This window comes from Leeia speluncae, assembly GCF_020564625.1.
Taxonomy (GTDB): Bacteria; Pseudomonadota; Gammaproteobacteria; order Burkholderiales; family Leeiaceae; genus Leeia; species Leeia speluncae.
This window is the reverse complement of record NZ_JAJBZT010000005.1, coordinates 137,763-163,620: the sequence shown is the minus strand read 5'-3', so window position 1 is coordinate 163,620 and position 25,858 is coordinate 137,763. Positions and strand designations below refer to the sequence as shown.

The following is a 25,858-nucleotide window of genomic DNA, read 5'->3' as shown; positions in this document are numbered from 1 at the left end:
TACTTCGGTCTTTAACCGAATCGCGAATTATTCTGGAAAGTGATTGATTTGTCAAGACTTTTTCTGTCTTTGGTCATGGTTTACCGGTTTTTTACGTAGAATGGCGCATTCAGACCGGACGGGATGCCTCTATTTGCGGTACACTCATGCGCAATCTATTAATTGACCTTATTTAGTACGCATTTTTTTCGTACTAAACGCAATGTTATCAGGGTTTGATCGTGTCTTCTTCCATTACTTTTGCCGATGTCAGAACCGCTTTTGCTGAAGATATGCAAGCGGTGGATCGTTGTATTCGCGAGCATCTTCATTCTGAAGTCGTGTTGGTAAACCAAATTGCTGAATATATTGTTGGCAATGGCGGTAAGCGTTTGCGACCTCTGCTTGCTTTAATGGCGGCTCGGGCGTGTAACAACCAATCGACGCACCACTTCACTTTAGCTGCCGTTGTAGAAATGATTCACACCTCTACGTTGCTGCACGATGACGTGGTGGATGAGTCTGGCATGCGCCGTGGCCAAAAAACAGCCAATGCGGTGTTTGGTAATGCAGCAGCCGTGTTGGTGGGTGATTTCTTGTACTCCCGTAGTTTCCAGATGATGGTGAGTATCGGCAGTATGCGTGTGCAAGAAATTCTGGCAGATGCGACGAATCTGATTGCTGAAGGCGAAGTGCTTCAGCTGATGAATATTGGTGACACGGATATTACCGTGGACGCGTACTTGCAAGTAATTCGCTATAAAACCGCGAAGTTGTTTGAAGCCTCTGCCCGTTTAGGTGCGGTGGTTGCCGGTGCGACGGATGCGGTGGAAGATGGTTTGGCGAGATACGGTATGCATTTGGGTACTGCTTTCCAGATTATTGATGATGTATTGGATTACTCTGGCAATGCTGGCGATATTGGTAAAAACGTTGGCGATGACTTGAGTGAAGGCAAGCTAACGTTGCCAGTGATTTATGCCTTGCAACGTGCGCCAGAGGCAGAAGTCCCTCAGCTAAAAGAGTTGATTGCTGCCGGTAATTTGGAAGTGATGCCACGCTTGATGAGCCTGATGGACGAAACGGGCGCAATTGCAAGCGCAAGGGAAGTAGCCGAAGGGGAGGTTCGTTTGGCGATGGATGCGATTGCACAATTGCCAGATAGCGAAACCAAACAACACTTAGCTGCACTTACCCGTATTGCAGTGGATCGCCAAAGCTAATTGGTGATCGTGAAACACTAAAAAGCCTGACTGTGAAAATAGTCAGGCTTTTTTATTTGTGCCAGCGCTAGGGCTAGTGATGCGTGGTTAGCCAGCTAGGCAGTTCAATACTGTCTAGGATATTTTTCAGGGTTAGCCCGAGTTCGGTATCGCCTTCAATTTGTAAGCGGCGCTGAAAGAAAAGGGTGTCTGGATCTTCTTGGCGTCTGAGGAGGCTTAGAAAATCTTGATATGAAGCAGTAAAGATAACATCCGCGGGTGTGTTTGCGCTAACCACCACAAAGCGATGGCCGCTCCAGCCAAGATGTAACTCGACAGGTAAATCGAGAAAGTGGACGGCAATATGCTTTCCTAGCAGGAATGTCCAATCGTTTGGCAGTTTGCCTGAAAGTTTGGCAAAGTTAAGCGTCGCTACCATGACATCCGATGGTGGACGCTTCGGTAGCTTGCTAATCAGTTGTTTAAGTGGGGCAAGGAAGTGTGCACGATTAGTGGACATGCTGATGATCCTTTGGGGCGAGGTTGCTATTGTTTGCAATGCCAGCTTCACCAAGCCAGTATCCATCACATAGGGCGCCGTGGTTTAGTTGCGCTAAGGTGGTGTACCAGTCGGTTGGTAGGTGGTTTTCTCGTGCGTCATTAAATAGGTCAATAACGGTCTCTGTGCCGACTGACTGTGGGCTAATCCGAAGATGGCTAATGTTTAATGCGCGGATATCGGGTAACGCGCCCAATAATTGTTGGCAGGCGCCCGATTGCGTTTGAATCCCGTTAATGGATAAAAAGGTTTGGTTGTCTCTGGTGTCGAGCGCCAAACCGTCTGGGTGCGCTAGACACTTAAATTGGCAATCGTCTTTTTTCAGATTGTAGTGACGAGCGGTAAAACAGCGAGCAGAAAACGCGAGTGGTAATTTGCCGTAAGCAAATAATTCGGTTTCTATGCCTTCTGGTGCATGCTGAAGAATCGTGCGTAATTTTGATTGCGGCAATTCAACGGGGGGTACCCAGCGAATCGCGCCTTTGCTAGCGATAAAAGCTAAGGTGGTTTCGTTGTAGATATTGAGATGCGTCCCTGCGACGAAAGGGATTTTGCCAGCGACTAAACTCAGTGCGCCCATGTCGTTCACTTCTATCTTGAACTGATCTTGTTCGCAGTATTTTCGTAAGGCTTTGAGATCACTTTCTGATTCTAATAGTGCTTGGCAAGACAGAATGATTTCTTTGCCTGTGCTGGCGAGATCTGCTGCGAGGGAAATCCAATCTGCGGGGCGTAGCTGTTGTCGTCTGCTGCAGACGACTTCACCGACATAGATGGTATCGACAGCGGATTCGGCCATCTGCGCGTAGAAGTCTAAAACGGTTTGTTTTGGCCAAAAGTAGAGCAAGGGGCCAAGGCTAAGCTTTAACATGCCAATTCTTTCTTTTACCGGTTACTTCCAAGGCCGGCTATAGGCGCCGAGCGTTTGCTGTTGACCTTCGGATAGCTTGCCTAGTGTTTGTTGCCATACGGGTTTGACTTGGAAGCGAGGCCCATCGTCCATGGCCCCATCTATCGCTGCACGCAAGGTTTTGGTGACTTCGGCGACATAGGCGGGGCTTCTTTGTCTACCTTCGATCTTGATGGCAGAGACGCCAATCTGGATGAGTTCTGGTAGGGCAGAGAGCACATTGAGGCTGGTGGGTTCTTCTAAGGCGTAATAGGTTTCTTCGTTGACTTGAAAGCGTCCTTTGCAGAGCGTTGGGTAGCCTGCATTTTCTGATGCGCCGTAGCGATCAATCAGAATGCCGCCGAGCCTAGCATCTAGCCCATCTTTGTCTGTATGCCAGCGTACCGCTTTGGCTGGCGAGCAAACGCCTGCGGTGTTGGGGGATTCGCCCGTGGCGTATGAGGAGAGTAGGCAGCGGCCTTCTACCATGACGCAAAGGCTGCCAAACCCGAAGACTTCAACCTCTACCTTGGTGTGCTGAATGAGGTGCTCAACTTGTGCAATGGTCAGTACACGGGGCAAAACAACGCGTTCAATTCCAAATGCTTCTTTGGCAAAGTTAACCGCCTCGTAATTGGTGGCAGAGCCTTGTACAGATAAATGTCTTCTTAATTGTGGGTGCGTTTTTGCGGCGTAATCTAATAGCCCCATGTCCGCTAAGATGACAGCGTCCACGCCCCAATTTGCAGCGGTATCGACCGCGCGCTGCCAGTTTTTGGTTTCACCTGCTTGGGCAAAGGTATTGATCGCCATGAGTACCTTTTTGCCTCGTTGCTGCGCGTAGCGAATCCCTTCTTTTGCCGATGGCGTATCAAAATTTAACCCGGCAAAATTTCTTGCATTGGTGGCATCTTTTAACCCTAAGTAAACAGCATCTGCCCCGTGATCAATTGCTTGCTTTAAGGCGGGGAGGCTGCCTGCTGGGCAGATGAGTTCGGGTTTTTTGGCCATGATGACAAACGGAGCACGAAGAGATGCTGAATTTTGTCATGGCAGTTGAGGTGAAAAATTTGCGTCAGGTCAACGTTTTGGATGTCGAGTTGATCATTTGGTCAAAGCTTTGTAGGTTGCTGTATTACTTAGGGAGATTCGCTGCGTTGTGCTTTGTAAATGGTGGCCGAACCAGAAAATAGGTAGCTAACCGTGGCGACGAATAAAGCGGGGAGCGCGATCTGACCGCCGAAGAGCTCGATTGCCATTAGGGTGCAGGCGAGCGGCGTATTGGCCGCACCACTGAAAACAGCGATAAAACCAAGCCCTGCCATGAGGCCTAAGGGCAAGTGGCTGAGTTGAGCAATGGCATTGCCAAGCGTGGCTCCCATGTAAAAGAGGGGAGTGACTTCGCCACCTTTAAAGCCGGTGCCAATCGAAAAAGCGGTGAGTAGCAGTTTAGCTAACCAATCATATGCATTTAGCGTTTGGTGAAAGGCGCTTTGAATCACCGGAATACCTAATCCAGAATAGGCGGACAAAGGGAAACAGAGGAAGAGGGCCGCCAACACCGCGCCGCCGATAAATGGACGTAAAACAGGAGAGGGGATGGCTTTTTTAGCTCGGCTACCGATGAAATGGGTGAGTGTGGCGAACCCTTTGCCGCATAAGCCCGCTGCTGCACCTAAGAAGAGAACCCAAAGCCAGGTGCTGATAGAAAAATCAGGGATAAGCCCAATCTGATAATGGGTGTGATGTACACCCCAAAGCCCGGTGACGAGATTGGCAAGAAAGGCAGACACTAAACAAGGAAATAGCGCATCGTGCCGCAATCTCCCTAACATCCATACCTCTAGCCCAAATATTGCACCTGCAATCGGCGTACCAAACACAGAGGCAAAGCCAGCACTAATCCCAGACATTAGAATGAGTTTCCGATCTGCCTGATTAAGCCGGAAATAGTGGGTTAATTGATCTGCTAGGGCGCCACCCATTTGCACGGCTGTGCCTTCTCTGCCGACGGATGCGCCAAACAAATGGGACACTAACGTACCCATGAGCACGAGTGGTGCCATGCGGAGCGGGATAATTTGTTTAGGATCGTGGATTTCGTCAATTAAGAGGTTGTTGCCCGCCTCGACGGATTGCCCAAAACGATGATAGCACCAGCCCACAAATGCCCCGCCAATTGGAAGGCCAAGTAAGAGTAGTGGATTGGTTAAGCGAGTATGAGTGACCCACTCCAAGCTAATTAAGAAAAATGCAGAAGCAGATCCCGCCAATAAAGCGATGATCGATGCAATTGCAATCCACTTAGCAAAGTAGGCAATGAGGCGTGATGGCGTGGTGAGATGCGTCTTCATCTTGCAAAAAGAAATCAAACACCGGTCGATTATACCTGATGGCCGACCGACCGGTGTTTGTAAATCTCCGCTAGCGGAGAGGAACGACGCGGTAAACGCACAGACAAATCGAGCGAATCAATGCCTATGCGAAAAACTGGGAGGATTAGTGTCCGTACTGGCTAATCAGAAGAATGTAGAGAGCCGAGCAAATACCTGCTGCAAGCAAAATCGCTTTTGGCATTTTTTTGGTCATTGCTTTGGTTTGCGCTTTGTATTTGGCGTTATGCATGATCCGGCCTCATTTCATTTCTACAATCGTCCGGTCAAGTGGGGCGTTCTGTAGATAGACCTACTTCTACAGGCGGCCCCGCTATCATAGGATTAGATCCCTTAGACCGGAAACTTTGCGGCCCCGCCTTTCGACGAGTGTGCCAATAACTTCACTTTAGTAAACGATTGTGGTTTTGTCTAATAAAATTTTAAGTAATTGAAATAAATAACAATTACTGAATAAGTTTTGCAAGCTTACTCACAGCGAGTAGACCCTTTTTTGGGAGTAATCTTTGCAACTATCCTTACATATTAGGTCTGTTTTCTGAATTACAAGGCTTTAGAAAACTGTGCTAATAGTTCATTAAGACTCTGTGAGGTTTGTCTTAGTTCACTGGAAGCTTCACTCACTGCATGACCTGACGCACTGTTTTGTTCTGTCATGATATTAATGCTAGCCACTGTGTTCGCAATTTCTTGCGAAGTAGCTGATTGTTGCTCGAGCATATTGGAAATTTCAGAGGCAGAGTGGCGGACTTGTTCACTGGCTGCCGCAATTTCCATTAGGCTATCTTTGTTGTGATTAATCGATGCCGTGCTTTTCTCCACCGCATTTACAACTTCTGCAATCTGGTTGCTGGCATCTTGAATGCCAATATCGATTTTGTTCACCGTTGCAGCAATTTCAACGGTGCTGAGTGTGGTGCGCTCTGCGAGCTTCCTTACTTCATCGGCAACCACAGCAAAGCCTCGTCCTTGTTCGCCAGCGCGTGCAGCCTCAATGGCGGCATTCAAGGCGAGTAGGTTGGTTTGGTCAGCAATCGACTTAATGGTGCCGGTGAGTTTAGAAATTTGCTCTGCAGCGTCTTTTAGCGCTTCGATTTTTGTTTGCGTATGGCCGACAACTTCAACGACTTCCCCAGCTGACAAGATAGATTGATCCACATGAGCCATGCCATCATTCACAATGGCTAGCGTTTTGTTGGCTTGCTGCGTGCTGGTGCGGGTGGCTTCTGCAATTTCGGTGACGGAGACACTGAGTTCTTCGAGTGCAGCGGCCATCGCGCTCATTTGATCTTGTGTTTTTTCTGCGCTGTTATCAAGTGCAGACGCATGAGACTGCAAGGTATGCGCGTCGTGATCGACGGATTTGGAGACTTGAAGCACATCACACAGCGTTGCCCGTACATGAATTCGAAGCGTTCTTAAACCGGTGAGGATTTCGTAGACTTCTCTAGACCCCATGGCGGGAATATTCGTTTTGTAGTTGTGCTCAGAAATATCTCGAACCGCTTGTTTGATGGCGTCAAAAGGCTTGATGACTTTTTGATAGAAGTAGAAGACCAGTCCTAAAACGATTGCTGCACCGCAGGCATCGATCGCATAGCCAATTTCATGAGGGATAGGCATTGCTTCACTGATGCCGGTTAAAAAGGCGATCCCAATGATAGTGAGTAAAATGGTTAACGATGGGATACCTTGTGTGGTCGGCGTGACAGGCATGCTGGCACTGCCTTGATTCAGCGCTTTGTATAGGGTTTCGGCCTTGTCGATTTGCTGTCTTGTCGGTTTGTTTCGCACCGAGATAAAACCAGTAATTTCGCCATTTTCCGTAATCGGCGTGGCATACGCCTCTACCCAATAAAATCCGCCATCTTTGGTGCGGTTTTTAACAATGCCTCGCCACGGATAGCCCGCTTTGAGCGTTCGCCACATATCTTCATAAGCGGCGGGAGGCATGTCTGGATGTCTAACGATATTGTGTGGTTGCCCCATTAGCTCTTCTTTACTGAATCCGCTAATTTCAATAAAGGCAGGGTTGGCATACGTGATCCGTCCTTTGGTATCTGTACGGGTCACAATCGGTTTATCAGGGTCGAGTTGGTACTCTGTCTGAGTGACAGGTTGATTGTTGCGCATGTCGTCGTCCTTTGTTTTTTTTGTGCTGCTCTATTTCACATTAGACGAAAAGCATATTTTTTCTAATAAAATTTGCGTTTTTAAATCAAGGTTTTATCTGGTATTTGATGGTTTTTTGTTGACTCGCAAGTCGGTTTACTCTTCTAGAGCGTGTTGGATGAGGGTTTCTAACAATTCTGGCTTATGTACGGCGTAGCCTTGAAGTAAATCTACCCCCATATTGCTTAATGATGTTGCAATATTTTCGGTTTCTACAAATTCTGCAATCACCTGACGTTTGAGGGTGTGGCCGATTTCGGTAATGCTTTTTACAGTCACAAAACTGACATCGTCAATGAGCATGGCGCGTACAAATTGGCCATCAATTTTAATGTATTGAATCGGTAGGGCTTTTAGGTAGCCAAACGAGGAAATACCACTGCCAAAGTCATCTAGTGCAAATTTAACGCCTATTTTCCCTAATTCATTCATCACCATTTTGGCTTGTTCCAGATTGGAAATTGCACTGGTTTCTGTGATCTCTAGACAAATTTTCTCGCTAGGGAAGACTGCTTTACGAAAGAGTTGAATGGCCTCTTCTAAAAAGCGAGGGTCTGATAACGTTTTTCCTGAAAGGTTGATCGAGATGGTGTGTACAAGATCCATTTTGTCGGCATGTCGGCCTAGTAGCGAGAGCGTATTAGCAAGTACCCATAAATCTATGCGGAACATTAATTGATGTTGTTCTGCGGCGGGTAAAAAGCGCACAGGAGGAATGAGTTGGCCGTTCTCATCTAGTAAGCGAAGGAGCACTTCACAATGCAACATTTTATGTTGTCCATGTGCTGGCACAATTCGCTGAGCGAACAGCACAAACTGATGATGTTCTAATGCATGTTCTAAGCGGCTAATCCAAGAGGCACTCGAGAGCCGGGTTTCAACGGCGAGGTCGTTTTCTGCGTATTCATGAATTTGGTTTTTACCCGCTGCTTTTGCCGTGTAGCAAGCGGCATCGGCCACTTGCATGACTTGGCCGGGTGATAGCCAATCTTTATGAAAATGTACAATGCCAATGCTCGTGCCTATATGAAATAAGTGTTGAGCAATCACAAAACGGTGCTGGCTAATGAGTTGGCGTAAGCTTTCTGCTTGTGCTTTTACATCGGATGGAAATCGGTTACTGATTAAAATGGCGAATTCATCACCACCTAGGCGGTAAACGCGCTGATGAATGGAACCGACCGATTTGAGGAGCGAACTGACTTGTTTAAGGACGATATCGCCCGCGTCATGACCGCACACATCATTGATGGTTTTAAAGCCATCTAAGTCGATGTAGAGCAGTGCATGAGGAAAGTCTTTTTGTAGATCATTGCTTAAACAATGGTTTAAATCTTTTTCAAGTGTTTGTCTGCTCCACAATCCGGTGAGGGGATCTTGGGCAAGTTGAACCGCTTGCTGTTTGATTTTTTGCGAGGAACGAATACTGCTGATGAGTGCAAACAAAGCGGCAAGGCTACCTAGAAAGATGAGTCCGCCGATCATGATCGCCTGGTTGCGTTCTTCCTCGTGCTCTTCCGCAAAATATGTCAGTACATATTTTTGTTGTTCGGTTTCCAGTGCCGAGATGATTTCTTTGGCGTTGTGTAACAGTTCAAAATAACGTTCATTTTTCAAATAGCTGGTTAACTCATCTGACGGTAATTGAAGCGCAACAGATGTTTTCTGGTTGATCTGTTGCGCGATGGCTTGAAACCTTTGTAGATCCGTTAATGTATGTGCGTGAGACTGCAATGACATGAGGTCGTTTCGTAGGCTGCTAATCTCATGCAAATGGATTTCTGCGGTGTCTAAATCCGTCCGTTGCTGAGTGGCACCATTTTTTTGTTGTGCATCTTGCATGTGGATTCGTAGATGCAAGATATCTTGTGACAACCGATTAAAGATAATTAAGGGCTCAACTTGCATCTCATAGGAACTATCTTGCTTAGTGTCTTCAGCCTTGTGGCCAAATAGTACGACCAGCCCTGTCATTAAGTAGCAGGCAAGACAAATACCAATGAGAACTTGCTGTAACGGAAAAGGAATGAGGGTGCTTGGTTTCATGAAAGACGATCGGGCGGTGATACTTCATTTAAGACTAGACGGTGTGAAAGCACTTCGCCAATGTCTTTTTAAGTTTTTTTGTAAATATGGGGTTTAAGCCCATGATCTTTTTGTGGTTTTTTGGCGTGTAGAGGCATCGTTTTTTCTTTTAAATGTGACATAATCAGGTGGCTAAAAACGAGAGTACGGGCGCTCTTGTGGCTATTTAACCTCGATGAGGAGTTTTGCAAATGTGGTTCAGCGCTAAAAAACAAGAAGTCAATGAACAAGAACTAAATGCATTAAGAGCGAAACTCGCAGAAAAAGAATCTGAATTATCTGCCGCACTAAGACGTGCAGAATCTGCCGAAGCAGATGCTAGCCATTGCCGGGCAAAAGCCATGGAAATGCAGCAATTAGCCAGACATTTACAATCATTTGGACAATCGATTTCTGAAACGCAAGTATCTTTAGCTGCCATGGCAAATACCATGCGGGATCAGAAATCGCAGGCCGTTGAAGCACAAGATTTATCCGAGAGTAGTTTAAGTTCGGTTCAACAAATTGCAGGTAGCTTGTCGACCCTAGCTACAAACTCTAGTGCGGCTGCGCAATTGGTGGGTACTTTGGATACCCGTGCACAAGCGATTAGTGGCATTGTGAAGTTGATTAAAGAAATTGCTGATCAAACCAACTTGCTTGCACTGAACGCATCGATTGAAGCGGCGCGCGCGGGTGAGCAGGGCCGTGGTTTTGCGGTGGTGGCCGATGAAGTACGTAAACTAGCAGAACGTACCACGAACGCGACGACGGAAATCTCTACCTTAGTCACTCAGATCAGTAACGAAAGTAAAGATAGCCGTCAGAGCATGTCTTCCTTGGCAGAACAGGCTGGCACATTTAGCCAAGATGGCGCTGCGGCGGCTAGTTCTGTGAAGCAACTGTTTGAAATGTCTTCTTCGATGGAACAGCAAGTGGCGGTGTCTGCTTTGCGTGGATTCTGTGAGTTGGCCAAGGTGGATCACCTGCTATACAAATTCCGGGTATACCAAGTGTTGTTTGGTGTGTCTCAAGAAGGTGTGGGTAATTTTGCATCGCACATGGATTGCCGTTTAGGTCAGTGGTATTACCAAGGCGAAGGACATGCTTGCTTCTCGCAACTAGGCGGCTATCGTGATCTAGAGCGTCCGCATGAAAAAGTGCACCATGCAGCGATTGCCGCGATTAGCGCTTTCCAAAATGGCCAAGTAGATCAGATGCTGTCTCAGGTAGAAGAGATGGAATCGGCGAGTATGCTGGTGATCCAGAGCTTGGAAGCAATGGCAATGAATGGTGAGCGTCATCCTCATGTGTTGTGTATGTCTGATAAGTAAGCAATAACGGCTTCAGTGATTATCACAATAAAAAACGCGACTCAAGGGTCGCGTTTTTTATTGTTTGGATGCTTAGAAACAAGCCTACTTACTGTTTGCCCATCCCTTCAAAACAGATTTGTAGCATGCGTTCGACAATCTCATCTTTACTAAGCTTGCTGTATAACTGCAAAAACTCTACCGCCGGATCACAAGTGCGCGAGTAGTAGCTAAACAGTATGACCTGCACGGGCAGGTTGGTGTTTAACTCCCCCGATTTCTGCGCTGCCTTAATAAAACCTTCTACTTGGCCATTGAGTTTCAGTACTCTGGCAATGTAGGTCAGGTTTTTGAGCAACATGGCTCTCACTTGCGGGCTAGTTGACGGCAAGAAGGGCATGCCTCCCTCTAGGCGAACCCGTAGCGCCCATTCTAATAACGCCCGCAATTTTTCTATTGGGCTTAATGTTTTATCTAGGTCATCTAAAAAGGCGAGTGCGCCATCAATTAACCGTACCATCGCGGCGCCGACCAAATCGTCTTTCGATTTGAAGTGTTTATACAGGCTAGGTTTAGAGATGCCGACTAAATTGGCGACATCGTCCATGGTCATCAGGTCAAAGCCTTTGCTCGTCAGCGTTTGCGTGGTGGCATCTAATATAGCGTCTTCACGCAGCCGAAAGGCTTGATCCTTGAAACTGAGTTTGCCTAACAAGCCCATCTTTAAAACCCTTTGGTAAAAAAAGTTACTAATCAGTAGATTTTATTTCAAACTAGTATTAATCTTATAACAGGTGAAGTAAAAAACCCAATCCTTTTTATCTTTTTGAGATAGGTGATCAAGTGAAAATAAGCCAACAACCACAACGTGTTGCGGTGATCGGAGCCGGTATTTCAGGCTTGGCATCGGCTTATTTTTTAAGCAAGGCGCATGACGTGGTCTTGTTTGAGGCCGGGGATTACATTGGTGGGCATACCAACACCGTGGATGTTTCCCTAGAAGGAAAAACCGCCCCTGTAGACACGGGGTTTCTTGTTTGCAACCCGCGCACCTATCCCAACTTACTCGCACTGTTTGCCGAGCTAGGCGTAGAAACCTACGGGACAGACATGTCTTTTGCAGTATCGATGGATAAAGGCAAATTGGAATGGGCGGGTACGAACTTAAATACGGTATTTGCTCAGCGTAAAAACCTATTGTCGCCTCGTTTTATTGGCATGTTGCAAGATATTTTGCGATTTAACCGTGAAGCAGAAGCTAACCTAGAACGTGTTCTTCGCGATCCGATGACGTTAGGCGAGTTGTTGTTGGCGGATGGTTATGGCGCAACGTTCCAAGATACCTATCTCATCCCGATGGCGGCTGCGATTTGGTCCTCATCCCCCAAAGATATTCTCAGTTTCCCTGCTAGTACGTTTATCCGGTTTTGCTTAAACCATTCCTTACTGCAAGTGAAAGATCGCCCGCAGTGGTTAACTGTCAAAGGTGGGGCGAAAACTTATATACAAAAAATTGTGGCGACTTTGCCCGATGTACGTGTTTCAACACCGGTGAAACGTGTTGATCGATATCCGGATTATGTGGAAGTAATCACCCAGAAGGGTACTGAAAGATTTGATCAGGTCGTGTTCGCGACCCATGCACCGACTTCATTGCAACTTTTATCGGAAGCGAGCGAAGCGGAGAACGCCGTATTGGCGGCATGCCGCTACCAGGCGAATGAAGCGATTTTACATACTGACCGTTCCCAGTTGCCCGTTCGGGAAAGTGTTTGGTCTGCTTGGAATTATTTGGGTGGACAATCGATTGCGGGTGAGCGCTCGGTTTGTGTGACGTATTTACTCAATCAATTACAACGATTGCCATTTACTCAGCCGGTAATGGTCACACTTAACCCATTTAGCCAGATTGACGAAGAGAAAGTAATTGCTCGCTTTCAATATGAACATCCTATTTTTGATACCGCAGCCATTGCCGCGCAAGTTGAATTGGTGAATATCCAAGGGAAAAATCGAACATGGTTTGCGGGTGCATGGGGTGGTTATGGGTTCCATGAAGATGGGTTGAAGTCTGCCTTGCGTGTCGCGCGTGAATGGGGGCTGGCACCCGATTGGACGGTGCTGCCATGAAAACCAACGTAAGCCACTCGTCTGCCGGTTGGCTTCTGACGGGCCAAGTGATGCATGAACGGGTGCGGCCGGTGCACAACCGCTTTATCTATCCTGTATTTGCGGTGCGTTTGAATCTGTCGACAATCTATGCCGCGCAATCTTGGTGTTTTGGCGTCAATCGGTTGCGGCCTTGGTCTATCTGGTTAAAAGACTATGGGCCGAGAGATGGTAGTGATTTGCAGCAATGGGCGCGCAATTTGTTGGCGCGTCATGGTGTAGAGGCAGATGGTGAAATTTGGCTGCAGACCTTTCCACGGGTGTTTGGTTTTGTATTTAACCCGGTGAGTTTTTGGCTGTGCCATCACAAAAATGGCGAATTAATCGCGATGATTGCTGAAGTGAATAACACCTTTGGCGATACGCATTTGTATTTATTAACCGCGAAAGATCATCAAGCCATTTCTGAGAAAACGACCCTAGTTACCCAAAAAGTGATGCATGTGTCGCCATTTTGCGCAGTAGATGGTTATTACACGTTTCGGTTGAGAGAAACCGATGCGTCTTGTTTTGTTGGTATTGATTACCTCGACGCAGATGGCTTACTGATTAAGACCAGTATTGGTGGCTACAAATCGCCACTATCTAGTCAGAACGTCTTTTCTGCAGTACTTAAACAGCCCTTTTTGACCTTGGGCGTGGTGGCAAAGATTCATTGGCAAGCTTTGAAGTTGTGGTGGAAGAAAGTGCCTTTTCATAAACGGCCTAATCCACCACTACAGACGATTACCGAAGGAGACGAACGTTGAAAACCTTTCTACCTTCCTTAAAAGCAGAAGCAAGGAAAAGCCGGCCGCTGGCGGCAACGGTGCTGCTTGGTTTGTTAGCACAGCTAAAAGTAGGGCATCTGCAAGTAAGAACACCTGAAGGCGAGTTGCTGGTGTTCGGTGATCTGCATGAGCCGCCAAGCGCGATGATTCGTTTTCACCAGTGGACTGCTGCAAGCCGCATTTTGCGCGATGGGGATATTGGGTTTGCTGAAAGCTATGCCGCCGGTTGGGTGGATACGCCAGATTTAACCGCGCTACTTCGGCTGGTGCTGCGTAATGAACAAGTGCTTAATCGGGTGATGAAAGCCGGTGCGCTAACGGGGTGGTGGTATCGTATTAAACATCTGTTCCGTCAAAACAGTAAGCGCGGCAGCCGGAAGAATATTCATGCCCATTACGATATTGGGAATACGTTCTATCGACTTTGGCTAGATGAATCTTGGACTTATTCTAGTGCTTGGTTTAATGGCAACTTTGATCAACCTCTGATCGATGCGCAAACCGCTAAATACCAGCGCATGATTGATCAGTTGGGTTTAAAGGCTGGCGATCGTGTCTTAGAGGTGGGGTGTGGATGGGGTGGGTTTGCCGAGATCGCCGCGAAGCAGGGTATCTATGTAAATGGTGTGACCTTATCGACCGAACAACTTGAGTTTGCTAAATCACGTATTGAAAAACAAGGGTTGTCTCAGTTCGCGACGTTCTCTTTGTGTGATTACCGAGATATTGAAGGCGAATTTGACGCGATCGTCTCGATCGAGATGTTTGAGGCCGTCGGTGAGAAATACTGGCCAACTTACTTTGAAATGGTGCATCAGCGCTTGAAGCCTGGCGGTAAAGCAATGATTCAAAGCATCACCATTGATGAAACTTACTTTGATCGGTATCGCAGTACGACTGACTTTATTCAGCAATATATTTTTCCGGGCGGTATGTTGCCGACCCCAAGTGGCTTTGCGAAGCAGGCGGCATCGTATGGGTTACAACTGAAAGACCAACTGAATTTTGGTGTGGATTATGCGGAAACGCTCCGCCGCTGGTTCTACCGATTCGAGCAACAAATTCATGCGGTACGTCAGCAAGGGTTTGATGAGCGTTTTATTCGTATTTGGCGCTTATATCTATGTTATTGCGAAGCAGGATTTGATGAGGGTCGAACCGATGTTTGCCAATTCCTTCTGCAAAAAAACTAAAGCGTTTCTATGGTTGGTGGCGCTTTGGCTGACAACCTCGTTTGCCCAAGCACAACCAATTTGGCAAAGCCGATTACCGACAGATCTGCGGGTGGTCGGCAGTGGCGAAATGACGTGGTTTGGTTTCTCTATTTATCAAGCCAGACTATGGAGTAAGCAGTATCCCTTTAACCCCAGTCAGCCTTATGCCTTAGAGCTCACTTACGCTAGAAACATTAGCAAAAGTGAATTTGTTGAAGCCAGCATGGATGAGATGTCTCGCATTAGTGGTGTATCCGCTAAGTCTAGCCAAATGCAGCAGTGGCAAGGCTGGATGGAAAAAGCGTTTATTGATGTGAAACCGGGTGACCAACTGATTGGGGTGCACTGGCCGGGAGTTGGGTGTGCGTTTTATTCGCAAAGCCAATTGTTATCAGAAATTAAAGACCCCGAATTTGCAAAGAATTTCTTTGCGATTTGGTTAGACCCGCAATCGAAAGATCGTCGTTTACGCGAGCAGCTGTTGGGCAAACGCACGAGTATGTAATCGCGCCTTCGGCCTTTTATCGAGAGGATGTTCATCATGATTAAACGATGTGTGTTGGCGCTATGCGGATTACTCACGGCTTGCGCGGCGCCAGATGTTCAGCAATATCAGCAGCTAACACCCAAGTTAGATGTTGCCCAGTTTTTTGCTGGAAAAACAGAGGCGTGGGGGATGTTCCAAAAGCGCAATGGCGAACTCAATAAGCGCTTTCATGTGCTAATTACGGGAACCGTAGCGGCAGACGGTAAGCTAGTGCTAGATGAGCGCTTCACCTATGACGATGGTACCAAACAGCAAAGAGTTTGGACGCTAACCCCACAAGGCCAAGGTGAATGGAAAGGTACGGCGGCAGATGTAAAAGGGGAGGCGATTGGCAAGGTGGCGGGAAATGCACTGCATTGGCAATACACGATGCTGTTGCCGGTAGATGGCAAAGTCTATGAGGTGAATTTTGATGATTGGATGTACCTGATGGACGATGGTCACATGATTAATAAAGCGAGCATGTCAAAGTTTGGTTTCGAACTAGGGCAAGTGACGCTATTTTTCAGAAAGCCAGATCATGTGGTCAACCCTTAATCCTACTTTTTCCTCGCTCGCCGGTAAGCGTGTCTGGATCATCGGTGCATCTAGCGGCATTGGTGCGGCACTGGCGACGCAGGCCTTGCATGAAGGCGCGCAAGTGATCTTAAGTGCCAGGCGAATTGATGCGCTGATGCAGGTCGCCAAGCAGCATCAGGCCGCACAACTATTACCGTTTGACGTTTGCGAGGTCGCGCTTTGGCAATCTGCTTTTGAAACGATTGTCGAGTCTGGCCAAGGGGTGGATTTGGTCGTGTTTTGCGCGGGGGATTATCTACCCGAGCGAGCATGGGACGTTACCCCAGAATCGGCCAAAAAAACGATTAATGTGAATTTGATGAGTGTGTACTCGGGGCTATCGACTATTCTGCCTGCCATGATGGAAAGAGGCAGTGGTGGTATTGTTTTAGTGGCCAGTGTTGCGGGGTATGTGGGCTTGCCAAACGCGAGTGTATACGGGCCGAGTAAAGCCGCACTGATTAACCTTGCCGAAGTGCTTTATACTGATTTACACCCGAAAGGGATTGGGGTGTATTTGGTGAATCCCGGGTTTGTAAAAACACCACTAACCGCTAAAAATGAGTTTGAAATGCCTGCATTACAAACACCAGAACAAGCCGCAGGGGCGATTTGGCAAGGAGTGAAGCGTGGTCGATTTGAGATTCATTTTCCTTGGCGATTTACCACGGTCCTGAAGTTGATTCGGTGGTTACCCTACCGGTGGCAATTTGCCTTAATGAGTAAATTGGTGAGCGAATAATTGAGTAATGCATCTACCCAGACTTGTTTGGCGCCATTATTGGCTTGGTATGCTTCGCTAAGCCCAGATACCGTGGGGCAAGTGAGCCACTGGTATCACCCGGATGCGCGTTTTCGCGATCCGTTTAATACGGTAAAAGGACATGCTGCTATCGAGGCAATTTTTACTCACATGTTTCATACCACAGTGAATCCGCGTTTTGAAATCAGTAATCAGCTTGCGAGTGGTCAGCAAGCCTTTGTAACGTGGCGATTTTTATTTGAGCTAAAAGGAAAGGCTTACCAAATCGAAGGTGGGTCGCATTTATTCTTTGGTGAAGATGGCCGCGTGATTGATCATCGGGATTATTGGGATGCGGCGGAAGAGTTGTTTGAAAAGTTACCCATCGTTGGCGCGCCTATCCGCTGGTTACGTCGACAATTTAAGTTACCAAGCACCGACTAAATATTTCTAACAAAAAAAGCGGATAAGGCGTCAAACACCTGATCCGCCATTTCTCTGAAAATCGCTGCTATTTCCCGCCAATAATGCTGTTAGGAATCGCATTTAGCGGGATCACCCTATCTGCTGCACCTAGTTTAATCGCCTCTTTTGGCATGCCAAACACCACACAACTAGCCTCATCTTGGGCGATCGTATTTGCTCCTGCATCATGCATTTCTTTTAGTCCGAGAGCGCCGTCGCCGCCCATTCCTGTCATGATGATGCCTAACGCGTTTCTACCCGCAAACTTGGCAACGGATCTAAACAGCACATCTACCGATGGCCGATGGCGATTTACCGGCGGGCCGTCAATCACTTCGACATGATATTGCGCACCATTTCGTTTGAGCTGCATGTGCCTTCCGCCCGGCGCAATGATGGCTCGCCCTGGAATTACGCGGTCGCCGGTGGCGGCTTCTTTTACCTCGATTTGGCACAAGCCATTAAGCCGTTCTGCAAATGCCCCTGTGAATTTCTCTGGCATGTGCTGAACAATCACAATGCCAGGGCAAACGCGCGGCAGGGCTTTGAGGACAAGTTCTAAGGCCTGAGTGCCACCAGTGGAGGTGCCAATTGCCACCACAAAGTCTGTGGTCTGCGCCATCGCAGAACTTCTGCCTTCTGTGTGAGCGGCTGGTGCTGCATTCACCACCGGCGCAACGGTATTGCGTAGCCGGGAGACTCGCGCTTGTGACGCCGCTTTAACAGAAGAAATCAGCTCATCTGCAGCGTCAATTAAGAATTGTTTTAGTGCCATTTTCGGCTTGGTCACAATCGTGACTGCGCCTGCTGCCATGGCTTCCATGGTGGTCGCCGCCCCTTTTTCTGTTAGCGTCGAGCAAATTACTACTGGCGTTGGGCGTTCCGCCATGATTTTCTTCAGGAAGCTAATGCCATCCATTCGGGGCATTTCGACGTCTAAAACAATCACATCCGGCCACTGTGTTTTCATCTTTTCCATCGCAAAGATAGGGTCGGATGCGGTGGCGTAGACATCAATAGAAGGGTCTTGTGCTAAAGCGGAAGATAGAACCTGCCGAACAACCGCAGAATCATCAACGATTAATACCTTTATGGTTGCCATGTTCCTCTCCTGATGATGAATGAGTTCAGGTGACTTATTTTGATAGTGAACGTACGCGAGGAGGGCCAAGCTCCATCCGCATGCTTTGTTTCATGGTGACATTGCCATCCCAGACATCAAATGACACATTACGATGTCCTGCCCCCTCTACGTGCTCATCGGTGATTTTTAATCCATGCGCGGCTAGTAGTTTTCTGCCCGCAATCACATTGTTTTGTCCGACATTCGAGATCTTGTGTTTCTCTAGATGCGGAAACATATCCCCTCCGCCAAACATGCGGACGGTGTACTCTTTGGGTGAGGTACCAGCCTCTTTAATCGAGTCAATAAGTAGGGCAATCGCTTCATCGGCATACCGCCCATCTAACTCATGCACTTGCTGGTGCTTTCTTGTTGGTAGCATGTAATGGCACATCCCTCCTAGATGTAAGCGTGGATGCCACATTACGATCGACACGCAAGAGCCCAAGATCGTTCGAATTCTGGTGAGCTCGTCTGCAAAGTACCAATCGCCTGGTTGCAGAAAAATTTCGATAAACCCTCTTGGCGGGTGCATGGCACTACCTTATGGGTTTACGATAAATCGAGGGTTTGACCATTTCTAACTCTGCCGTAATGCCATTTAGACTCTCTGAGTGACTAACGATAAACCACCCGCCTGGTTTTAACTGTTTCACCACGCGTTTAACGACCTGTTGTTTGGTCTCCATGTTGAAATAAATCATCACATTGCGTAGAAAAACGGTATCAAATTCGCCGATATCACTCGGTAAATTGTCATTTAAGTTGATTTGACGGAAATGCACTTTTTGGCGAATGGTCGGCTGAATAGAAAACTGGCCCTCTAAATCGCCCACACCTTTTAGGCAGTGATTGACTAGATAGGGTTTAGGAATTCCTTCTGCATCTTCAAGCGGGTAGAGTGCTTTGCGGGCGGTATCTAACACACGGGTGCTAATATCCGAAGCGAGTAACTCCCAGACGCTGCTTCCCAAATGTTCGGCCAACATCATGGCAATGGTGTAAGGCTCTTCACCTGTTGAACTTGCTCCACACCATATTCTGACTTTGGGTTTTTGACGCAAAGCCGGAATAATGGTGTCTCGCAAGAAGTCGAAATGCTTTGGCTCTCTGAAAAAGTAAGTTTCATTGGTGGTGAGCAGGTCAATCGCATTCTGGAATTCAGCCTTATCTGCCATCATGATTTTGAAGTAATCGCCAAACCGCTGTTTGCCAAAATGACGAACACGTTTGGCGAGCCGGCCACTGACTAATGGTTTTTTGATATCAGACAGCGATATACCGGCTACTTGATAAATCATGCCGCGAAATAGCTCGAACTCCTTGTCCGATAATGGATGAATATCCATCCTGCCCTCCTTCTTTCACCTGCTCAATGGCTATATTTATTGTTCTGCAATGGCTGAGCCAGTGCCTATTGCCGCCAAAGTAGACATTTCGTCGACGGAAAGCACTTGTCCTACATTGAGGAGAATCACAAACTTTCCGTTTACTTTCCCCATGCCGGCGATAAAGTCGGTACGAATTTTCGCGCCAAAAGCAGGAGGGGGTTCGATATCGTTAATTGGTATTTCTAATACTTCGCTAACGGCATCCACAATAACCCCAATCACTTGTGTATCTTGATCCTGAATCACCTCCAAAATCACGATACAGGTACGGCGGTGAATTTCGGTTTGTTTGCCACCGAAGCGGGCCCCTAGATCGATGACCGGAACGACTGCACCCCTTAGGTTAATCACGCCTCGGATAAAACTCGGCATCATGGGGACGGTTGTTAATTGACCATATTCGATGATCTCTTTTACGCTAATGGTGCCGACCGCATACATTTCACCCGCCAGTACAAAGGTGAGGTACTGCTGAGCAACGGCTTGCAACTCCTTCGCCACCGCTGCTCCATCATGTTTGACTAAATTACTCATGACGAGCCCCCTTTATTCCTCGAAGCGAACGAAGCTAGAGGAGTCATTCGCGTTTTTCGCTGGTTGACTGCTCACTTTTCCTGGCTTTTTACTAATGTGGCGAATCGAGTGGTTTTGAGCCGAGTTACTGAAACCCACTTTAAAGAAGCTCACTAACTGCTGTAGTTGCTCAGACTGTGAAGACATCTCTTCAGCGGTGGCCGACAACTCTTCTGAAGCCGATGCATTTTGTTGTGTGATCTGGGAGAGTTGATTCATCGCTACATTGATTTGCCCTACACCAGAAGATTGCTCTTCAGACGCAGAGGTAATCTCTTGTACAAGATCGGAGGTTTTTGCGATAGATGGCACAATTTCATCTAGCAATTGGCCGGCTCGTTCTGCCAACGCCACGCTGCCTTTTGCCACTTCACCGATTTCTTGTGCTGCAACTTGCGAGCGCTCGGCGAGTTTCCTGACTTCTGCCGCCACCACTGCAAACCCTTTACCGTGTTCACCTGCACGGGCTGCTTCAATTGCCGCGTTAAGTGCCAACATATTGGTTTGGTACGCAATATCGTCGACAATCCCAATTTTCTCTGCAATGGTTTTCATGGCTGCAACGGTTTGAGATACTGCCTCACCCCCTTCGTTGGCTTCTTTCGCCGCTTTGCTGGCCATGCCATCCGTTACTTTGGCATTTTCAGTGTTTTGGGTGATCGAAGCGGCCATCTGTTCCATCGAGGCAGAAGTTTCTTCAACCGATGCCGCTTGTTCAGAAGTGGATTGGCTGAGGCTTTGTGAGGTAGCCGCGACTTCTTCTGATGCAGAGGCTAGTGAGTCAGCTGTTCCTCTGACTTCACTAATGATGCTAGATAAGCGATCAGTCATCTCTTTCATTGCGGCAAGCATACTAAATGTATCGCCAGGCTTGGTTTCAACCGTGATGCTGAGGTCTCCTTCCGCAATTTTCTTCACAATGTCTCGTGCATACGCTGGTTCACCACCAAGTTGTCTAAGCATATTTTTGGTAATGAGTAAGCCAATAAAACCAACGACAAACAGTGTGATCGCAGAAATAATCCAAGACATAATCGTTGCATTAAACTTGGTATTTTGTGCTTCTTTCATCCCGTCATCGCCAAGCTTGACGTTGTAGTCAAAGTGCTCGTTGATACTTGCGGCCGTTTTGTCTGCAGCAGGAAGCGCTTTTTCAAGCAAAAGACGCGCTTGTTCGGTTTCATTGGAGCGAGATTTCACCAAGATGCCTGGGATCTGACTAACAAAAACCTGCCAGTTAGCTTTATCCGCTTCAAGCATTGCCTTGTCTTTTTCATCTGATAGGGCAGATTCATACTCTTTCATATTCTTATCTGCATCAGTTAAGGCAGATTTGATCTGAGTTTCAATTTCTGCCATTTTTGCGTCTTCGGTATTAATAACGTGAGTCATTATTCCTAGCCGAGCAACAAGGACGTTTTTGCGGAACTGGTCCAATATAACCAGACTTGGCACCGTATTTTCGTTGCCATAGTTCGCGCTATCAAATACGCGATTGATCTGTACTTGAGCAATACCTGCCATTAATACAATACCGATAATGGCTGATAGCACCAGTAGTAACATTCTTTTAGCGACGGTCATTTTGTCTCTCCCCCTTTACTTGATCGGGTATGGCTGCTAATAAGCAGCGTATTAAACGTACTCAAATTGTGGTGTTGCTAACTACGCTGTGACTAAACGGATGGCTTGTTGGTGATGAATGCAACAGCTGGTTTCTGTGCATTTTGTTTTTGCAACACTTGTGCGAGTAAGCCCGGAATATCCAGAATGAGCGCAACTGCACCGGTGCCTAAAATCGTAAATCCTCCAATGCCACGGGTATGGCTAAACACTTTTCCAAGGGGTTTGATCACCGTTTGGAATTCCCCCATCAAGTGATCGACTACTAAACCTGCTCGTTGTCCTGCAAACTGCACGACCACCACGTTTTCACGACGAACGGGCTCTTCTTCTACTTCAAACATTTCTCGTAAGCGAATAAAGGGAAGTACTTCTCCGCGTAGATTGAGATAGTCGTGATCGCCGTTGTTGTCTAAAGAGACCTGATTGAGTTCGATGCATTCCACCACCGATTCCAGTGGTACAACAAAGGTCGACTTCCCAATCCCGATCATGAAACCATCGATAATTGCCAGTGTTAGCGGTAAGCGGATGCGAGTGGTGGTGCCTTTGCCTTCTTCACTAGCGAGATCAATCGTGCCGCGTAACGCGGTGATATTTCGTTTCACCACATCCATGCCAACGCCACGGCCAGACAAATTGCTTAATTGCTCTGCTGTAGAAAAACCAGGTTCAAAAATCAGGTTGAAGATTTCTTTGTCTGTTAGCGTGTGGTTTTCTGGGATTAACCCTTTGGCGATAGCTTTGTTGACGATGCGCTGTTTATTAAGGCCGCCACCATCATCTGATACCTCAATCACAATAAAGCCTGCATCATGAAAGGCGTTTAGAATGACGGTGCCAAAAGCGGGTTTCCCATTTGCAATCCGAACCTCTTCAGCTTCAATACCGTGGTCCATCGAATTGCGGACTAAGTGGGTGAGCGGGTCGCCAATTTTTTCCACAACGGTTTTGTCTAGTTCGGTATCTTCGCCATAAATTTGTAGGCGAATATCTTTGCCTAACTCTTGCCCCACATCGCGGACTACGCGGTTAAAGCGGTTAAAGGTGCCACCAATCGCAATCATCCGAAGATTCAGTGCAGAGTCCCGCACTTGTTCGACTAAACGAGACAAAATCAATGTGGATTCGAGTAAATCCATTGCTTTGGATTTTTGGGCGGCGAGTTGTGTGCCTGCCCCTGCAATAATTAACTCACCCACCAAATTAATGAGCTGATCGAGTTTGGCGGCATCAACCCGAATCATGCTGGCTTCTACGGGTTGCTTGCTTTCTTTGGTCTGTTGCTTTTGTTTCACCAGTGCGGCTTCTACTACTTCTGGCTCTACCACTTGCTGCTCGACCAAGATTTCCCCAATTTTCTTAGTGCTCGGGTGTTTTTCTTGCATCGCCAAAATAACTTCTAGCTCATGTGCGGTTAACGTACCGCATTGCACTAGCATCTCACCGAGCTTCATCGGCTCTGGAGGCATCTTATTAATAATGTCTAAGAATTCAGAGACTTTGCTATGAGGAGGGAGGATACGAATATCACTATCATTCCAGACAAACTCGAAGGCGCCTTCAATGGTTTCTTTATCGGCACCACTATGAAAGCTCATTTCAAAGCCTAGATAGTTACTTTCTGGTTGCATGTCTTCTAATGCTGGCACACGGTCTGTCATCGTAATGATGGAGAGAATGTCACCAAATGTCGTGAGGTAACGCAGGAAAGACGTTGGGTCCATCCCATTTCGCATCACATCTTCACCAAATCGCAACGAAATATGCCAGTTGTCAGACGTGACACTTTGGCCGTTGTCCTCTTTGATGGTATGTCCCGTTTCCGGCATTTGCGGAATCACACTAGATGTACCACGCTCATCCCCCATTAGGGCTTCTAGCTGAACGAGTAACTCGGCTTCTGCTGCACGCGTGTCATCATCTAGAGTTGTATCGTTCGCAACGCTATCAATGAGGGTATTTAGATGATCTGAAACCGATAAAAATAGCGCCACTAAGTCGCTATCAATACCAATCTGACCAGAGCGCACTTTATCCAGAACGCTCTCTGCAACATGCGTAAAGGCAACAATATGATCTAAGCCAAATAAACCCGCTGATCCTTTAATGGTATGGGCGGCACGGAAGATGGCATTCACAGATTCTTCATCTGCAGACTGCTCAAGCTTTAGCAGCGCCTCTTCCATGCTCTCTAAGAGTTCTCTACTTTCTAAGATAAACGTCTGTAGGGCTTCATCCAGATTCATGCTAACTCTCCTTTGGAGATGATCACTGGATCACCAAAGAATCCACCTAAATCACATAAATCCAATAAAGAAAGCACCGCCGCACTATGATTGGTAAACGTTAATTGAAGACCATCCTTCATCGCCTGATGCCGTGTGGCAATCAGAAGCTGTAAGCCAGCACCATCAATCTCGCCAACTTCTCCTAAGTCGACGGTGAGTGCCAAGCCTTCTTTGCACGCAGTCAATAAAATCTGATGACAGTCTGCCGCCGTAAAGATGGTCAGCTCTGCTGGTAACGTCACCATGGTTGTGCTCATTTTATGCCTCCCTTATTTTTATGATTGGCTTAAGGCAAAATCAGCTTAGAAACAGCGTTTAACATCTGATTCGGTTGGAAGGGTTTTACTACCCAGGCGCGTACACCTGCAGCTTGACCTTCGTTTTTCTTGTCTTCCCCTGCTTCTGTTGTGAGCATAATGATGGGGGTAAAGCGGTATGTCGGGTTTTGTTTAACGGCTTTGACAAAATCAATACCGTTCATATTGGGCATGTTGACATCACTAATGATGAGATGAATTTTTCTACCATCTAGTTTGGTCAATCCATCTCTTCCATCGACGCCTTCTATGACCTCATAGCCTGCCCCTTTGAGTGCAATTCCGACTACTTGGCGAAGAGAGGCGGAGTCATCCACGATTAAAATGGTCTTGGACATGTCTTGCTCCTCAATTTACTGACAATGTTGGTGATGAAAATTATCTTCACCGATATTAGAAAAATGTAATTTCACTCTCGGGTGGCTTATTACTGCTAACGGAACCACCGTGGTGTAACGCATGTTGTTCCGGGGTGGTGTAGGTTGATTTCAACTGATTTAGCCAAGCTTTGGTGTCTAGCTGTAACTGGTCGGACCGCTTAACTTCCCCTTCTAAGCGCTCAATATCCGAACCAATGTGCGCTAGCATCTGGCTAATGCGGTCTTGGAATTGCAAGGCCACCAAAATATCGGCCACTTCATTACTCACGCTTTGGCTAGTGCTAACCAACTCATCTGAATTTGCTTTTAGGAAGTAAGCGCTCGTTTCGAATTTCTGCATCACATCGTTAATGGTTTGGCTGCTATCTCGAACGGTATGCTCATCTTGCTGGCTGTACTGTTTAGAAATCTGGTAGGTCGCGATGATGGATTGATTCACTGTAGAAACGGTTTCGCTAATGCGTTTACCCGTTTCGCCAGATAGGTTGGATAAGTTACGTACTTCATCAGCCACCACTGCAAAACCTCTGCCTGCTTCACCTGCGCGCGCAGCTTCAATCGCTGCATTTAACGCAAGTAGGTTAGTGCGTTTGGCAATTTCACCAACTTCCTCCCCCATGCGCTGAAGTGATTCGGTGATGGAAGATAGCTTGGACATTTCTTGCAGCAGGCTTTCTTTTTGGGAAAGCGTAGATTGCAAATGCGTGATAATGCTTTCGAGATGTGCTTTGCTTTCTTGTAACAAGCTTGCCAAGCTGTCACCCGCACTCGCGTTCGACATGCTGATGGTTGTTTGTAGACGTTGGTAAATGCTATTAAAGCGCTCAGCTAATTGGTTAATCGCCGATTCCGCATGGGTGCTCACCATTGATACTTGGCCGCGCCAAACAGGTAAAACTTCTTTGCAGAATTCCGGTAAATTATTGTCTGGCTGAGTGGCTGTTTCTGTTACCTCATTCATTTTCAAATGAGCGATATTGACTTCGATGGTGTGCTTAATTGCCGATGCCACCACAAAAACCGAGATAGCAGCGGTTGCTAGAAAGGCAATCACCAGCCACAATGCGATCCCTTGATTGCTTGCTGCAATAAGTAGCGCAGCCGCGCCTGCAATCGCAGGTAGG

At 47.2% G+C, this 25,858-nt stretch carries 25 protein-coding genes, 1 pseudogene and 1 riboswitch; of the genes and pseudogenes, 9 read left to right on the top strand and 17 right to left on the bottom strand.

Annotated features, from left to right (window positions below; all coding sequences use genetic code 11):
- The first annotated feature begins 272 nt into the window (after nucleotides 1-272).
- Nucleotides 273-1,202, top strand: a complete 930-nt coding sequence (locus tag LIN78_RS10545) for a polyprenyl synthetase family protein (protein ID WP_227180966.1) — start codon at nucleotides 273-275, stop codon at nucleotides 1,200-1,202.
- A gap of 73 nt (nucleotides 1,203-1,275) precedes the next feature.
- Here the strand turns inward: LIN78_RS10545 and ubiT are convergent, their stop codons facing one another.
- The 7 genes from ubiT to LIN78_RS10515 all read right to left on the bottom strand — a co-directional run bounded on the left by ubiT (nucleotide 1,276) and on the right by LIN78_RS10515 (nucleotide 9,240).
- Entirely contained in the window at nucleotides 1,276-1,701 is a 426-nt protein-coding gene (gene ubiT, locus LIN78_RS10540) for a ubiquinone anaerobic biosynthesis accessory factor UbiT (protein ID WP_284700251.1), read from the bottom strand.
- Nucleotides 1,691-2,617, bottom strand: a complete 927-nt coding sequence (locus tag LIN78_RS10535) for a U32 family peptidase (protein ID WP_444543520.1) — start codon at nucleotides 2,615-2,617, stop codon at nucleotides 1,691-1,693. Before LIN78_RS10535 ends, ubiT begins: the two co-directional genes overlap by 11 nt.
- Before the next feature lie 15 nt (nucleotides 2,618-2,632).
- Nucleotides 2,633-3,640, bottom strand: a complete 1,008-nt coding sequence (ubiU, locus tag LIN78_RS10530) for a ubiquinone anaerobic biosynthesis protein UbiU (protein ID WP_227180760.1) — start codon at nucleotides 3,638-3,640, stop codon at nucleotides 2,633-2,635.
- A 128-nt stretch (nucleotides 3,641-3,768) separates the two neighbouring features.
- Nucleotides 3,769-4,983 carry a voltage-gated chloride channel family protein gene (locus tag LIN78_RS10525; RefSeq protein WP_227180759.1) on the bottom strand — a complete coding sequence of 405 codons (1,215 nt, stop codon included), beginning with the start codon at nucleotides 4,981-4,983 and terminating at the stop codon, nucleotides 3,769-3,771.
- Nucleotides 4,984-5,128: 145 nt separating this feature from the next.
- Nucleotides 5,129-5,254 carry a hypothetical protein gene (locus tag LIN78_RS18215; protein ID WP_264474587.1) on the bottom strand — a complete coding sequence of 42 codons (126 nt, stop codon included), beginning with the start codon at nucleotides 5,252-5,254 and terminating at the stop codon, nucleotides 5,129-5,131.
- A 68-nt stretch (nucleotides 5,255-5,322) separates the two neighbouring features.
- Nucleotides 5,323-5,408: riboswitch (cyclic di-GMP riboswitch) on the bottom strand.
- A 157-nt stretch (nucleotides 5,409-5,565) separates the two neighbouring features.
- Nucleotides 5,566-7,155, bottom strand: coding sequence for a methyl-accepting chemotaxis protein (locus tag LIN78_RS10520; protein WP_227180758.1), 1,590 nt, complete (start codon nucleotides 7,153-7,155; stop codon nucleotides 5,566-5,568).
- 135 nt (nucleotides 7,156-7,290) lie between these two features.
- Nucleotides 7,291-9,240 (bottom strand): putative bifunctional diguanylate cyclase/phosphodiesterase, encoded by a 1,950-nt coding sequence (locus tag LIN78_RS10515; RefSeq protein ID WP_227180757.1) that lies wholly within the window; start codon nucleotides 9,238-9,240, stop codon nucleotides 7,291-7,293.
- Between the two features lie 230 nt (nucleotides 9,241-9,470).
- Between LIN78_RS10515 and LIN78_RS18265 the strand changes: the two genes are divergently transcribed.
- Nucleotides 9,471-10,592 (top strand): methyl-accepting chemotaxis protein, encoded by a 1,122-nt coding sequence (locus tag LIN78_RS18265; protein WP_284700250.1) that lies wholly within the window; start codon nucleotides 9,471-9,473, stop codon nucleotides 10,590-10,592.
- A gap of 88 nt (nucleotides 10,593-10,680) precedes the next feature.
- Here the strand turns inward: LIN78_RS18265 and LIN78_RS10500 are convergent, their stop codons facing one another.
- Nucleotides 10,681-11,292: a TetR/AcrR family transcriptional regulator gene (locus tag LIN78_RS10500; RefSeq protein WP_227180756.1), complete on the bottom strand. Its 612-nt coding sequence runs from the start codon at nucleotides 11,290-11,292 to the stop codon at nucleotides 10,681-10,683.
- 122 nt (nucleotides 11,293-11,414) lie between these two features.
- On the opposite strand from LIN78_RS10500, the gene LIN78_RS10495 reads away from it, so the two are divergent.
- The 7 genes from LIN78_RS10495 to LIN78_RS10465 are packed head-to-tail and all read left to right on the top strand — an operon-like array spanning nucleotide 11,415 to nucleotide 17,015.
- Nucleotides 11,415-12,701, top strand: coding sequence for an NAD(P)/FAD-dependent oxidoreductase (locus LIN78_RS10495; RefSeq protein ID WP_227180755.1), 1,287 nt, complete (start codon nucleotides 11,415-11,417; stop codon nucleotides 12,699-12,701).
- On the top strand, nucleotides 12,698-13,489 hold the full coding sequence (locus LIN78_RS10490; protein WP_227180754.1) for a DUF1365 domain-containing protein: 792 nt from the start codon (nucleotides 12,698-12,700) through the stop codon (nucleotides 13,487-13,489). The genes LIN78_RS10495 and LIN78_RS10490 overlap by 4 nt, the downstream gene beginning before the upstream one ends.
- On the top strand, nucleotides 13,486-14,703 hold the full coding sequence (locus LIN78_RS10485) for an SAM-dependent methyltransferase (RefSeq protein ID WP_227180753.1): 1,218 nt from the start codon (nucleotides 13,486-13,488) through the stop codon (nucleotides 14,701-14,703). Before LIN78_RS10490 ends, LIN78_RS10485 begins: the two co-directional genes overlap by 4 nt.
- Nucleotides 14,672-15,229: a chalcone isomerase family protein gene (locus LIN78_RS10480; protein ID WP_227180752.1), complete on the top strand. Its 558-nt coding sequence runs from the start codon at nucleotides 14,672-14,674 to the stop codon at nucleotides 15,227-15,229. Before LIN78_RS10485 ends, LIN78_RS10480 begins: the two co-directional genes overlap by 32 nt.
- 36 nt (nucleotides 15,230-15,265) lie before the next feature.
- Nucleotides 15,266-15,808: a DUF3833 domain-containing protein gene (locus LIN78_RS10475; RefSeq protein WP_227180751.1), complete on the top strand. Its 543-nt coding sequence runs from the start codon at nucleotides 15,266-15,268 to the stop codon at nucleotides 15,806-15,808.
- The gene (locus tag LIN78_RS10470) at nucleotides 15,792-16,571 is read left to right on the top strand and encodes an SDR family NAD(P)-dependent oxidoreductase (protein WP_227180750.1); all 780 of its coding nucleotides are present in this window, start codon (nucleotides 15,792-15,794) and stop codon (nucleotides 16,569-16,571) included. Before LIN78_RS10475 ends, LIN78_RS10470 begins: the two co-directional genes overlap by 17 nt.
- Nucleotides 16,572-17,015, top strand: coding sequence for a nuclear transport factor 2 family protein (locus tag LIN78_RS10465; RefSeq protein WP_227180749.1), 444 nt, complete (start codon nucleotides 16,572-16,574; stop codon nucleotides 17,013-17,015).
- Between the two features lie 67 nt (nucleotides 17,016-17,082).
- On the opposite strand, the gene LIN78_RS10460 is transcribed toward LIN78_RS10465, so the two are convergent.
- From LIN78_RS10460 to LIN78_RS18455, 9 genes and pseudogenes are all read right to left on the bottom strand, one after another.
- Nucleotides 17,083-18,138 carry a protein-glutamate methylesterase/protein-glutamine glutaminase gene (locus LIN78_RS10460; RefSeq protein WP_227180748.1) on the bottom strand — a complete coding sequence of 352 codons (1,056 nt, stop codon included), beginning with the start codon at nucleotides 18,136-18,138 and terminating at the stop codon, nucleotides 17,083-17,085.
- A gap of 34 nt (nucleotides 18,139-18,172) precedes the next feature.
- The gene (locus LIN78_RS10455) at nucleotides 18,173-18,694 is read right to left on the bottom strand and encodes a chemotaxis protein CheD (RefSeq protein ID WP_227180747.1); all 522 of its coding nucleotides are present in this window, start codon (nucleotides 18,692-18,694) and stop codon (nucleotides 18,173-18,175) included.
- Between the two features lie 4 nt (nucleotides 18,695-18,698).
- Entirely contained in the window at nucleotides 18,699-19,508 is an 810-nt protein-coding gene (locus tag LIN78_RS10450; RefSeq protein WP_227180746.1) for a CheR family methyltransferase, read from the bottom strand.
- 36 nt (nucleotides 19,509-19,544) lie between these two features.
- On the bottom strand, nucleotides 19,545-20,084 hold the full coding sequence (locus tag LIN78_RS10445; protein ID WP_227180745.1) for a chemotaxis protein CheW: 540 nt from the start codon (nucleotides 20,082-20,084) through the stop codon (nucleotides 19,545-19,547).
- A 12-nt stretch (nucleotides 20,085-20,096) separates the two neighbouring features.
- The gene (locus LIN78_RS10440; protein WP_227180744.1) at nucleotides 20,097-21,707 is read right to left on the bottom strand and encodes a methyl-accepting chemotaxis protein; all 1,611 of its coding nucleotides are present in this window, start codon (nucleotides 21,705-21,707) and stop codon (nucleotides 20,097-20,099) included.
- A gap of 92 nt (nucleotides 21,708-21,799) precedes the next feature.
- Nucleotides 21,800-23,995, bottom strand: coding sequence for a chemotaxis protein CheA (locus LIN78_RS10435; RefSeq protein ID WP_227180743.1), 2,196 nt, complete (start codon nucleotides 23,993-23,995; stop codon nucleotides 21,800-21,802).
- Nucleotides 23,992-24,294 (bottom strand): STAS domain-containing protein, encoded by a 303-nt coding sequence (locus LIN78_RS10430; RefSeq protein WP_227180742.1) that lies wholly within the window; start codon nucleotides 24,292-24,294, stop codon nucleotides 23,992-23,994. Before LIN78_RS10430 ends, LIN78_RS10435 begins: the two co-directional genes overlap by 4 nt.
- A 29-nt stretch (nucleotides 24,295-24,323) precedes the next feature.
- Nucleotides 24,324-24,692: a response regulator gene (locus LIN78_RS10425; RefSeq protein WP_227180741.1), complete on the bottom strand. Its 369-nt coding sequence runs from the start codon at nucleotides 24,690-24,692 to the stop codon at nucleotides 24,324-24,326.
- Nucleotides 24,693-25,041: 349 nt separating this feature from the next.
- Nucleotides 25,042-25,347 (bottom strand): annotated as a pseudogene (locus LIN78_RS18455) (methyl-accepting chemotaxis protein); the annotation flags it as partial.
- Between the last annotated feature and the right edge of the window lie 511 nt (nucleotides 25,348-25,858).